Origin of the sequence: Pedobacter sp. UYP30 (assembly GCF_040547165.1) — a bacterium.
Classification (GTDB): Bacteria; Bacteroidota; Bacteroidia; order Sphingobacteriales; family Sphingobacteriaceae; genus Pedobacter.
The window spans coordinates 294,219-307,443 of sequence record NZ_JBEPPD010000003.1; the positions used below are offsets into that span (position 1 = coordinate 294,219).

Annotated in this window: 8 protein-coding genes; 7 read left to right on the plus strand and 1 reads right to left on the minus strand. The window is 39.7% G+C overall.

Translation table 11 applies throughout. The features are described from left to right. Positions 1-61: 61 nt before the first annotated feature. The 4 genes from ABIB40_RS05610 (at position 62) to ABIB40_RS05625 (ending at position 5,047) form a co-directional block, all read left to right on the plus strand. Positions 62-769 carry a 3'-5' exonuclease gene (locus ABIB40_RS05610; RefSeq protein WP_354356854.1) on the plus strand — a complete coding sequence of 236 codons (708 nt, stop codon included), beginning with the start codon at positions 62-64 and terminating at the stop codon, positions 767-769. Further along, positions 759-2,663, plus strand: a complete 1,905-nt coding sequence (locus ABIB40_RS05615; RefSeq protein ID WP_354356856.1) for a DUF294 nucleotidyltransferase-like domain-containing protein — start codon at positions 759-761, stop codon at positions 2,661-2,663. The genes ABIB40_RS05610 and ABIB40_RS05615 overlap by 11 nt, the downstream gene beginning before the upstream one ends. 321 nt (positions 2,664-2,984) lie before the next feature. After that, a complete protein-coding gene (locus ABIB40_RS05620) occupies positions 2,985-3,224 on the plus strand; it encodes a hypothetical protein (protein WP_354357036.1) in 240 nt (79 codons plus the stop codon). 131 nt (positions 3,225-3,355) lie between these two features. Then, positions 3,356-5,047 (plus strand): sodium/sugar symporter, encoded by a 1,692-nt coding sequence (locus tag ABIB40_RS05625; RefSeq protein WP_354356858.1) that lies wholly within the window; start codon positions 3,356-3,358, stop codon positions 5,045-5,047. A gap of 862 nt (positions 5,048-5,909) precedes the next feature. Here ABIB40_RS05625 and ABIB40_RS05630 read toward each other — a convergent pair. Continuing rightward, positions 5,910-7,460: a trypsin-like peptidase domain-containing protein gene (locus ABIB40_RS05630; protein WP_354356860.1), complete on the minus strand. Its 1,551-nt coding sequence runs from the start codon at positions 7,458-7,460 to the stop codon at positions 5,910-5,912. Positions 7,461-7,754: 294 nt separating this feature from the next. Between ABIB40_RS05630 and dapF the strand changes: the two genes are divergently transcribed. The 3 genes from dapF (at position 7,755) to ABIB40_RS05645 (ending at position 13,224) form a co-directional block, all read left to right on the plus strand. Beyond that, the gene (dapF, locus tag ABIB40_RS05635; protein ID WP_354357038.1) at positions 7,755-8,540 is read left to right on the plus strand and encodes a diaminopimelate epimerase; all 786 of its coding nucleotides are present in this window, start codon (positions 7,755-7,757) and stop codon (positions 8,538-8,540) included. 294 nt (positions 8,541-8,834) lie between these two features. Then, positions 8,835-10,004, plus strand: a complete 1,170-nt coding sequence (locus ABIB40_RS05640; RefSeq protein WP_354356862.1) for an efflux RND transporter periplasmic adaptor subunit — start codon at positions 8,835-8,837, stop codon at positions 10,002-10,004. A gap of 37 nt (positions 10,005-10,041) precedes the next feature. Next, complete coding sequence (locus ABIB40_RS05645; protein ID WP_354356864.1) at positions 10,042-13,224, plus strand: efflux RND transporter permease subunit; 3,183 nt, start codon at positions 10,042-10,044, stop codon at positions 13,222-13,224. Position 13,225: the final 1 nt, after the last annotated feature.

The window sequence follows — 13,225 nt, forward strand, 5'->3', positions numbered from 1 at the left end:
ACATCAACATCAAAAACTCTAAACACCTAAATCTTTGCCTGCAAACCATTAACTTGCATCGGTGAAAGATTTTTTTCTATTTGTTGATACAGAAACCTCGGGTTTGCCTAAAAACTGGCAAGCGCCTTATGGTTCAAAAAGTTGGCCTTATGTGGTTCAAATAGCTTGGATCATTTGCAGCGCCGACGGTACCGAATTGAAAAGAGAAAATCACTACATTAAGAATGTAAATTTCAAAATCCAGAAATCGGCTCAGAAAACCCACCAAATTACAGCCGAATTTTTGGAAAAAAACGGGGAGGATAAAAGAAGCGTAATGACAAAACTTGCAGCCGACCTGAATCAATACCGTCCTTTGGTTGTCGGCCACTTTATCCAGCTCGACATCCACATGGTCAATGCCGCTTTCTTTAGGCTCTCTATGGATAACCCAATAGCGGAACTCCCAAGGTTTTGCACCATGAAAGCCAGCGCCAAGCATGTTCGCAATCCGTATTTCAACCATTTAAAACTAGGCAGGTTTTATAAAACACTTTTCGATAAAAAAGCCGAAAACCTGCACAATGCCATAAACGACGCCGAGCTAGCCAAGGAAATTTTTTTTGAGCTAATAGCGCGTGGAGAAGTGACAGACCAGATTATCGACGATCAACTTTTGGATCTTAAGCAAAATGAAGCCGATAAGGATTTTAAAATTTATCTGTGGCCATTTGTTTTGCTAGGCGTTATTCTTTTACTACTTATAATTTTGCTATGCTATGAACGATAAATTAACCTTTTTAAAAACGGTTCTTCCTTTCAGCTTGCTAGCAGACGATGTGTTGCTGAGCATTATAACCATGCTTCAAGAGGTAGCCTACGAAAGAGACACGCTGATTTATCAGCAGGAGCAAAGTAAGATGAAGGGGATAGATATTATTCTTTCCGGCGAATACGAATCGTTCTTTTACGATAGCACCGATGCGAAGCGTGCCCTAGAACTGCACCACATTGGTTATTGTTACGGCGGAATCTCTATTTTGCTAAATAGAAAGCGATCACTTAAAACCACCATCGCAAAAAAAGGCACGACAACTCTTTTTCTTCCACGAAAAGAATTTAGACAGCTTTGCTTAGCTTACGAGCCATTCTTTCAGCACTTTATCAGCCTTTTCGGCATAAAAATGTTGGAGGAAGATTTTGCTCATTTCTATAAAAAGCACACCACTTTCGAAGAAAGTTATATTGCCTCAGAGCAACTTTATAGCCGTAAAATAGAAGCGGTAAACTATAAAGAGATTGTAAGTTGCCCCATCCATCAGCCCATTTACTTCGCCGCTGCTCAAATGGCAAAGCATAAAGTAAGTTGTTTATTTGTAACAAACAATGAGGCTAAAATTATTGGGTTTGTAACAGACATTACCTTGAGGGATAAAGTCATTGCGCTCCAACGAAATGCCGCAGACCCAATAAGCTCGGTCATGGATGAAAATATTATATCCATACCAAAAACCGCCCTGGTTTATGAAGCTGTTTTAATGATGTTTAGAACAAAAATTAGGTATTTATTAGTTGAGGATGAAGGTGAATTTATCGGTTTTTTGAGCAGAAACCGACTGTTAAGCGAACAAGCGCAATCGCCATTGGTTTTTATCCAATCGGTTAAATTGGCATTAAATACCAAAGAGCTAAAATCTAAATGGGAAAAAGTGCCGCAAATTGTTGCGCAGCTACTTGGCCGAGGTGTGCACGCAGAAATTGTAAATGAAGTAGTTACAGTTATTGCCGATACGATTTCTTTAAAAGTGATCGAAGAGGTAATTGAAGAAATAGGTGATGCACCAGCCAAGTTTGTTTACATTGTTTTGGGCAGCGAAGGGAGGAAAGAACAAACGCTAAAGACAGACCAAGACAATGCCATTATTTATGAAGATAAGGCAAACGAACAGAGAGATGAGGTTAGGGCATATTTTTTAAAGTTTGCTTCTCTTGTGTCTGATAAACTCAACGAAATAGGGTTTGTATATTGCACCGGAGATTTTATGGCTTCTAACCCAGAATGGACACACTCTCTTTCGCATTGGAAGAAAAATTACAAAAGCTGGATCGATGATGCGCTTCCCGAATCGGCCATTAAATTTTCTACCATGTTTGATTGTAGGGCGATTTATGGCGAGATGGCCATTATAGATGAGCTTAGGGTTTTTGTTGATGAGGAACTGCAAAAGCCAAACGAGAAGTTTTTTGTATTTCTTGCAAAAAACGCCTTACAATATGAGCCGCCTTTAACCTTTTTTAAAAATATAAAAACCTATAAGGTAGAAGAAAAAGAGGTCTTCGACATTAAAAAAGCCATGACACCCATTGTGGACCTGGTGCGCGTGTATGCGCTCCAAAACCGAATCTTTAAAAAAGAGAATACTGGCGAGCGCTTAAAGGCGCTGCGAGATTTAGAAGTTTTTAACGAAACCCAATTTAACGAGCTGATGCAATCTTATTACTACTTGATGGGGTTACGCTTAAAAAACCAGGCGAAGCAAATTATCAACGACAATAAATCCCCTCAAAATTCTATTGAGTTAGATTCACTGACAAAAATTGAGAAAGTAACCTTAAAAGAAATATTCAAGACCATCCTTAGTTTTCAGTCTGGAATAAAATTGAAGTTTACGGGGAGTTTATAGGAATAACAGCAATGCTAAATTAAACGCTATTTAAGGATAAAAAAAACATAAGTAAAAATTTATTACCACTTGAAAATGAGCAAAATATATTAATAATTATTTTTATAATAGACTAATAATTATTCTATTAGAGAATAGGTTAACGAACTTGCGCATGATGAACTGATCGTTAGGATGCACAATCAGCTCTGCTATCTTTTTGGCATTAAGACCGTTATAGACGGAAAGGTGGAGTTTCTTATACTTGTCTCTTTTAACAAGCCCTAGCAGGCATTGGATTATTACAGACAGCGCTGGCAGATCAAAACACTTTTCAAAGCAATGAAATCGAGCAGCTTTGATATAGAGGAAACCCATGTGTCCGCCCTGAACAGGTCGGAAAAACTGATCTTGTTGACCATGATCGCTTTTATGTGGTACTACAAGATTGGGGATTATATCGATACCCAAATCAAGCCCACCAAGATAAAGAAACACATAAGAAGGGCTGTGAGCGTATTCAAATATCGGGTAGACCATCTGTCGGAATGCTTGCTGTCAGGATTCAAAAACAAGTTTTAAATAGATATGGCACTTATTTTCCTTATTTTATATGAAACAAGAAATTTTTTTACATTAAAATTGACATTCATGTTATTTTGATTAATGATTTTCCTACATTTAGCGCTGAAAACCAATATTAATCTATACAAATGAACCATAAATTACTAGATACAAAAGACTACATTGTTTTTTTTATCTATTTTATCATTGTCTCTGCGTACGGTCTGTACGTTTATAATCGCAAAAAAACGGTAAATGCAGGCTCTAAAGACTACTTTCTAGCAGAGGGATCACTTACTTGGTGGGCCATTGGCGCGTCTTTAATTGCATCAAATATTTCTGCCGAACAGATGATTGGCATGAGTGGTTCTGGTTTTAAGCTTGGGCTGGCCATATCGGCTTACGAATGGATGTCGGCCGCAACGCTTATTGTGGTAGGTATATTTTTTATGCCCGTTTACCTAAAGAACAAAATTTTTACAATGCCGCAATTCCTCAGCGAGCGTTACAACAAAAAAGTAGCTATGATTATGGCTGTTTTTTGGTTGATGTTGTACATTGTAGTAAATTTAATGTCTATCCTGTATTTGGGCGCATTGGCCATAAGCGGCATTTCTGGCATTAGTATTACATTTTGCATTTTGGCATTGGCCATTTTCGCTATTTTTATTACCCTTGGTGGAATGAAAGTAATCGGCTATACCGATGTAATCCAAGTGTTTTTCTTGGTATTAGGCGGTCTGGTTGCAACTTACATTGCGTTAAATCTCATATCTGGCGGTAAGGGTATAACAGAGGGATTTTCGATGCTTCATGCCGGGGCGAAAGACCACTTTCATTTAATATTTAAGAAAGACAATCCCAATTATATAGATTTACCCGGACTGAGCGTGCTGATTGGCGGTATGTGGATTGCTAACCTAAACTATTGGGGCTGTAACCAGTACATTACCCAAAGAGCATTGGGTGCATCGTTGCCAGTGGCTAGAAAAGGTCTTTTGTTTGCGGCTTTCTTAAAAATGTTAATGCCTCTAATTGTTGTAATTCCGGGTATTGCGGTTTACTACATGGTAAAAAATAACGTTAGCGGTATAGATCCAAACGATATGCTTACCTCTACTGGCGTGCAAGATGTTAACAAAGCTTATCCGGCATTGTTAACACTGCTTCCTGCCGGATTAAAAGGCTTATCATTTGCGGCCTTAACCGCAGCTATTGTTGCCTCGTTAGCAGGAAAAGCAAACAGTATCGCAACCATATTTACGCTAGACATTTATAAAAAGGCATTTAACAGAGATGCATCAGAAAATAATTTAGTAAACACTGGTAAGGTAACTGTTGTAGTTGCTATGATGTTGGCGGTTTTGCTTTCGTTAATGTTAGGCGATGCCTTAATGGGCGAAGGAAAACAGGGTTTCCAATACATTCAAGAATATACGGGTTTTGTTTCTCCGGGTATTTTCGCCATGTTTATCTACGGTTTTTTCTGGAAAAAAACCACGTCAAATGCTGCACTATTCGCAACCATTGGAGGTTTTATCCTTTCAGTTATTTTAAAGTTGTTACCAGGATTTGTAGATCTATCTCCTTTGTACAGCATCGGCTGGGCGGTTCCAAATCCAGCTGGCATTTTCGAAATCCCGTTCTTGGATAGAATGGTTATCGTCTTTGCAGTGTGCTCTATAGGTATGTATTTCATTAGCATCTACGACCACAAAAAAGGTGTAGTTACCAACGGGTTAGAGATCGATGGAAAGATGTTCAAAACATCTACCAGTTTTGCTATTGGCTCGTTTATTATTATTGCCATGTTGGTTGCGCTTTACAGCGTATATTGGTAGTATCCATTAAAAAGAATTTCATTAAAGCTCCTTGCTAATTGCAAGGAGCTTTTTTAGTATTTGGCAGTTGGCGTTTATACTTTGGGCAAATCGCTCTTTGCTCTTGGTTCCTAATCTAGCGCACGCGTGTCGCGTGTGATTAATCCATACTTGTTTATCGAAAAGGCGCTGAAACCAGTTCAGGGTGACTCTCCGGGTTTCGGTCATGCTGAAGTCGTTTCAGTATCTTCCTCCGATTTAGTCACCTTCCTCGAAAGCCGAAAACGAAAGCTGTTTGCGTGTAGATTTATTTTTGCAGGATAAATTTCTGATCTCTGACCTCCCGATTTCCAAACTTCCCAATTACGCGTTTCGACTACTTGTCCCGACCGTTCGGGAGGCTCAACGTGACAACCATAAAAAAGTGTTGGCAAAAATAGATCGATTGTCATCCTGGGCCTGTCGAAGGAAAATCAAATGATTCTGCAATGTTTCGACAGGCTACCATTGACGTCGTTTATATTGATTTATATTAAAAATATTAAACCTCAACGGACAGCCTGCGAGGGAGAAATCTCACACAGCCAGAATACTTCCTTGTAAAAGCTCGATATAGAATGAAAGACCCTGAAACGAGTTCAGGGTAACATTATACCGAGCTATAGCCACCTCGGGAAATGGAAGTCTCGAGAAGCAAAATTTCCGCAAAATTGTGTTAGAGATTGAAATGGAAAGACCGACGCGGGCGTTGGGATATGCGTGGCCGGGTAACGCCCAAATAATAGAATGAATTTATTCTGGTCTGCCAAATTCAATGAATACTTGTGCACAAAAAAGCAGCGAGGAATGCTCGCTGCTTAGAAAAATTGACTTCTTTTTATGCCTATTGGACAGGGAAACTATAATTAAAAGTTCCTTGACTGGTTATACCAGAAATATTTACCATATTTCTATTGGTATTTCCCAAGGCTTTTTGCACATCTTCTGCACTATTAACCATTTGTCCGTTTACTTTGGTAATCACCAATCCCTTTGTAATACCCACATTATCGAACAATTTGCCCGGTGCAACATTGGTTACCACTACGCCATTACCAACTCCTAAACTTGTTTTTTGTTCTTTACTTGCTGGAGCAAATGTGGCGCCTAATTTATCTACGGCCATTCCTTTACTTTCAGCGTTGCTTTTGGCTGTCATGCCCAAACTAGATTCATCCTTAAGCTGCACGGTAAAATCTTTTAATTTACCATCTCTTAAAATAGACAATTTTACCTTATCTCCAGGATTTAACCTACCTACTTTTTCTTGTAAATCTGGTGAATCGTGAATCACTTTACCATCAACATCTTTAATAATATCTCCTTTTTTAATTCCCGCAGCGGCAGCGCCGCCATCTTTAACCACGTCGCTTACATATAGGCCACTCACTTCATCAGTCTTTATAAAATCTGGGTTATCACCGCTTAACGGCACAAAGCTTACGCCGATATAACCCCTTTTAACCTTACCATATTTCATAAAGTCGTCTACAACTTTTCTAGCCAAGTTAATCGGTATGGCAAATCCGTAACCTTGGTTGTACCCGCTTTGTGAAGCAATGGCAGAGTTTATACCAATAAGTTCTCCGCTAGCATTTACTAATGCGCCACCGCTATTTCCGGGGTTAATGGCTGCATCTGTTTGAATAAATGCTTCAATCCCTGCATTTGGAGCCGCTTGAGGCTTTTTGCCCGTGCGTAGGTATTCTTGATATTCTTCCTCGGTAATTTGGTTGCCTTGTTGTTCGCGCCCAATAATGCCTATACTTCGGTTCTTGGCACTCACAATTCCTGCTGTAACGGTGGTATTTAAATCTAAGGGGTAACCAACGGCCAACACCCATTCGCCAACCTTTACATTATCAGAATTACCCATTTTTACCACGGGCAAGTTTTTTTCATCAACTTTAATTAAAGCCAAATCGGTATTTGGATCTCTTCCAACCACTTTAGCCTCAACTTTACGTCTATCTGTTAGAATAACCTCTACTTTACTGGCATTTTCTACCACGTGGTTGTTTGTCATAATATAGCCGTCGGGGCTAATAATAACGCCCGAACCAGAAGCCGCGCTTGGCATTGCCTTCATTTGCCGGCCGCCGCCGCCGCCAAAAAAGTCATTAAAGAAATCTGATTGAGAATTCCCATTATCGCTTTTCTTTGGCGCATAAGTTGTTCTAATATGCACTACACCCGGCGCGACCGCCGCCGCCGCCTCGGTAAAGTCTGTGGCTCCAGATGATGAAATTTTTAAAGGGTTGTTTGCAAAATACACTTCCTGTTTTCCAGAAATGGTATCTGCGCTTTTACTGCGCTCTAATAGCTTGTATCCACCAAGCGCTGCAGCACCTCCAATAAGTGCCGCTAAAACTGAAATTCCAAGTATTTTTTTCATTGTTTATTGATTAATTATTTGAAACTAACAAGAAATACAATGTGCAGCAGTTGCCGCCTATTGTACTCGATGCAAAGTTTCTTTGTGTGATAAGTAATTTGCAAATGTTGTGTTTTGTATTGAACTGTTTAAAAAATCAAACATTTCTACCCTCAGCAGTTCAAAGTTAATACCATATTAACGATATTTGGCAGAAACAAGCACTACTTTGGTGTTAAATAATGTTAAATACCAAGGCTTTAGCTCGGTAAAATTCCATATCGATTAAATATCGTTGTAAATAATGAAGAAATGATGAACCTAAACTTTTATAAATATCAAGGTGCTGGAAACGATTTTGTATTGATAGACAATAGAGACGACACCATTACTAGCATTGACAAAGAGCAAGTTAACCTAATTTGCGATAGACGATTTGGAATTGGTGCAGACGGCTTAATGCTATTAAATGCCCATGCAGATTATGACTTTGAAATGAAATATTACAATGCTGATGGAAATTTGGGCAGTATGTGTGGGAACGGAGGCAGGTGCATCGTAGCTTTTGCTAAGCATTTGGGAATGATACAGCATGAAACTACCTTTTTGGCAGTAGATGGGCCTCATTATGCCAAAATTGCAGATAAAGGAGATTGGGTAAACCTACAAATGATTGATGTTGAAACCATTACTCAAATTGAGGATGCCTATATATTAAATACAGGTTCTCCTCATTATGTGATCTTGCAAAGTAATTTAGACAGTTTTGATGTGTACACTGCGGGCAAAAAAATAAGAAACAGCGCCCAATTTGTGTCAAAAGGTATAAACGTAAATTTTGTCGAAAAAAGAGCCGACGGATATTTTGTTAGAACTTATGAACGCGGTGTGGAAGACGAAACCTTTGCTTGCGGAACGGGTGTAACAGCTGTAGCACTCGCCATGGCGAAATTGAAAAACCAGCTGGGGGAACAAACCACGAAAATAAAGGCACTTGGCGGCGAACTGGAGATAAAATTTAGCTACGATGGCGAAAAATTTGAGCGAGTGTTTTTATGTGGCCCAGCCAAAGCTGTATTCCAAGGCCAGTTTGTGATTTAATAGTTGTTATTCGCCTTTTTTTATATTCGAAGGTGCGCGCTACCTTATCTTTTTGGTTAAGGGCAATGCTTGTCTCAAAATAATTACAAAGAATTAATTAGCGGTGGAAAAGGAAAACATGGTCTATATAGCTACGAACGCCTGCTTGTTAGTTTTTTAGCCACCTATGTTAATCAAACGATTGATTAAATGACTAAAATATAACGATTTCATCTATCAAACGTTTTACTTTTGCCCAGTAATTTTAAAGATACCTTTGCATCTAACACTAGAATTACCTAAACACAGCTTTATATGAAACAAAAATATGCACTTTTAATGCTTTTAACTGCTGGCACGCTGGTATCGGCCTGCGGAAATAAAGACAAGAGCGCCGGAGGTAAACCAGGCGCGCCAACAGGACCGCAAGCATATCCCGTAATTCAGATTGAGCCACAAAGCACTACGCTAAACTCAGACTATCCAGCTACTATAGAAGGTATTCAAGATATTGAAATACGGCCTAAAGTAGATGGCTTTATAGAAAACATCTATGTAGATGAAGGTTCGGTAGTTAAAAAAGGACAATTGCTTTTCAGGATAAAAGCGCCGCAATACGAGCAAGAAGTTAGAACTGCGGCAGCGTCAATTAGCAGTGCCGAGGCCGATGTAAATACTGCGAAATTACAGGTAAATAAAACCAAGCCTTTGGTTGATAAAGATATCATAAGCAAATATGAATTAGATGCGGCACAACTTACCCTCCAGTCTAAACAAGCTGCGCTTTCTCAAGCAAAGGCAGCGCTAGCCAATGCTAAGGTAAATTTGGGTTATACTAACATTACAAGTCCGGTAGCAGGAATTGTGGGAAGTATTCCGTTTAAAACAGGAAGCCTTGTAAGTAGCAGCAGTGCGCAGCCCTTAACTACGGTTTCTAATACGGCGAAAGTGTACGCCTATTTCTCTTTAAATGAAAAACAATTGTTAGATTTTTCTAAAACCTATAAGGGAAATACATTAAAGGAGCAGATGAAAAACATTCCTCCAGTAAGCCTGGTGCTCGCCGATGGGAGTGTTTTTGATAAACAGGGGCATATTGAATCTATCAATAGCCAGCTAAATACAAGTACTGGTTCTGCGAGTTTAAGGGCTACTTTTTCAAATCCAACAGCTTTGCTTAAAAGTGGAGGAAGTGCATTGGTTCGAATTCCAACAAAGATAGATAGCGCTTTGTTAATCCCCCAAAAATCGACGGTAGACTTGCAGGGCAAAAAATTTGTTTATGTACTTGGCGATTCTGCTAAAGTAATAAGCACCGAAATAGAGATTATGGATTTAACCAAAGGTAAATTCTATGTGGTTACCAAAGGCTTAAAACCTGGGCAGAAAATTGTGGTTGAGGGCTTTCAAGGATTGAAAGATGGAACAAAGATAAAGCCACAAGAAAAAAGCGCAGACTCTGTTTACAAAGAGATTAACGAATAAGGCTTAAAAACGCGGATAGCAATACTAAAAAAAAAACATGTTCAAGCAATTTATAGAAAGGCCAGTACTCTCTACCGTTATTTCCATCATCATCGTAATACTCGGTATTTTGGGTCTGAGCACTTTACCAGTTACCCAATATCCAGAAATTGCTCCCCCTACGGTACGTGTATCGGCCGCCTATTCTGGGGCTAACGCAGACGTAGTGCTTAGCAGCGTTGTAGTACCGTTAGAAGAAGCTATAAATGGGGTAGAAGACATGACTTACATGACTTCTTCTGCAAATAACGATGGTTCTGCAACCATCACCGTAAACTTCAAGCTAGGTACCAATCCAGACATTGCGGCTGTGAATGTTCAAAACAGGGTGGCCAGAGCAACGAGTCTTTTGCCAGCAGAGGTTACCAGAGCTGGAGTTATTACAGCAAAAGCCCAAGCCAGTAACGTACTTATTTTTGGTATCTATAGCGACGACCCATCCTACGATCAAAAGTTTTTGCAAAATTACGCCAACATTAACATTATTCCCGAAATTAAAAGGATAAATGGCGTAGGCGATGCCAGTGCCTTTGGGTCACTAGATTATACCATGCGTATTTGGCTTAAGCCAGATGTAATGGCCAGCTATGGACTTATTCCGAGCGATGTAAATGCAGCTTTGGCAGAGCAAAACATCGAAGCGGCACCAGGACAATTTGGAGAAGAAGGCGACCAGGCTTTTCAATACACCTTAAAATATACCGGGCGTTTAAAAGACGAGCAGCAGTTCAGCAACATCATTATAAAAAGCGATACAAAAGGCAATATCTTGCGTTTAAGCGACATTGCCAGAATTGAGCTTGGAGCTCAAAGTTATGCCAGTACCGTAGAGCTAGATGGCAAGCCGGCATTGGGTATAGCCATAAACCAAACCGCGGGATCTAATGCAAAAGAGGTCATAGACAACTCTATCGCAGCATTGGATAAAGCGCAAGAAAGTTTCCCTAAAGGTGTACATTACACCACGCTTATCAATGTTAACGATTTTTTAGGGGCTTCCATAGATAAGGTTGTGCATACCTTGATAGAAGCATTTATCTTAGTGTTTTTAGTGGTCTTTATCTTTTTGCAAGATTTTAGATCAACGCTGATTCCTGCAATTAGTGTTCCGGTGGCCATTATTGGTACTTTTTTCTTTTTGGGCCTGTTTGGCTTTACCATTAACCTGTTAACGCTTTTTGCACTGGTTCTTGCTATTGGTATCGTGGTAGATGACGCCATCGTAGTCGTCGAGGCCGTCCATGCGAAGCTAGATGAAGGCTATAAAGATGCCAAAAAAGCATCTATAGACGCTATGGGTGAAATAAGTGGCGCCATTATTTCCATAACGCTGGTTATGGCTGCGGTATTTATTCCGGTAAGCTTTATCCAAGGCTCTTCTGGCGTTTTCTACAAGCAGTTTGGTTTAACATTGGCAATTGCCATTATTATTTCTGCGGTAAATGCACTTACTTTAAGCCCCGCGCTTTGCGCCTTGTTTCTAAAGCCGCACGGAGAAGATAAGTATGAGAAGAAAACTTTTGTAAACAGGTTTTATGTAGCTTTTAATACTTCTTTCGATAGCGTAACTTCTAAGTATAAGAAATCTATAGGGTTTCTTGCTAGAAAAAAGTGGATTGTTGGCCTAGGAATAGTTTTATTTTCGGGGCTTCTGGTTCTTCTAATGAACATAACGCCAAAGGGTTTCGTGCCAGCAGAAGATTTAGGCACCGTATTTTCAGATATTTCCCTCGCTCCTGGAACTTCGAAAGAAGAAACCGCAAAGCTTATTGCCCAAGTAGATTCTGTAGTCCGCCAGATACCAGAAATTCAAACAACCTTAAAAATTGTCGGTCGAAGCTTTATTAGCGGATCAGGGAGTTCTTACGGAATGGTTATTGGACGATTAAAAAACTGGGATGATAGAAAACGAGATGTAAAAGCCATTATCGGCGAATTGTTTGCAAAAACAGCTTCTATAAAAGGTGCGAAAATCATCTTTTTTGCTCCCCCAACCATTTCTGGTTTTGGAAACAATGCTGGCTTTTCTTTCGAGTTACAGGATAAAACGGGAGGTGAGATTTCGCAATTTAGCGCCGTTGGCAATCGGTTTATAGAAGCCCTAAATAAAAGACCAGAAATCCAATATGCCACAACTTCGTTCAACATCAATTTCCCGCAGTATCAGATAGACGTAAACGTGGCCAAGGTGAAACAGGCAAACTTAAAAGTAAATGACGTGCTTAGTGTACTTCAAGGATATTATGGAGGTGTGTATGCTTCAAATTTCAACAAATTTGGAAAACAGTTTCGCGTAATTTATCAAGCGGATGCAAAATTTAGAGCCAACAAAGAAAGTCTAAACTCCATATACGTGCGTAACGCCGCGGGCACAATGGCGCCCATAAGTGAATTTATAACATTAACACCCGTTTATGGCCCTCAGGCAATTTCTAGGTTTAATTTATTCACATCTATTTCTATACAAGGCGCACCAAATGCCGGCTACAGTACTGGCGATGCGTTGGCCGCTATCCAGCAAGAAGCAGCAAAATATCTGCCCGCTGGATATGGGTACGAATTTTCTGGGCTTTCTAGGGAAGAAATTGCTGGTGGTAGCCAAACCGTATTTATTTTTATGCTTTGTATTGTGTTTGTCTTCTTTTTACTTGCTGCGCAATATGAAAGCTACATTTTACCACTCTCGGTGCTTTTCTCTTTACCCATTGGTTTAGCAGGCGTATTTATATTTGATAAAATCTTCGGTATCGACAACAACATTTATACCCAGATTACACTGATTATGTTGGTAGGATTACTGGCAAAAAATGCCATTTTAATCGTAGAATATGCCATAGATAGGAGACGAAAAGGTATGTCTATTGTAGACGCTGCCATTGAGGGGGCAACCGCTAGGTTGAGGCCAATCTTAATGACCTCTTTTGCCTTCATATTTGGATTGATGCCGCTCATGTTCTCGAGCGGAGTGGGCGCTTCGGGCAATAAATCTATTGGTACAGGTGCTGTTGGCGGAATGCTTATCGGTACCATATTTGGACTATTCGTTATTCCTTCGCTGTTTATTGTTTTTCAGGTACTACAAGAAAAAGTGAGCACTAAATCTCCTTTTAACGAAGGAATTGAAAAAGAGCTGAGCTTGGCAGAGTATAAAGAAATTGAGGAAAGACGTAAACATCACTAAA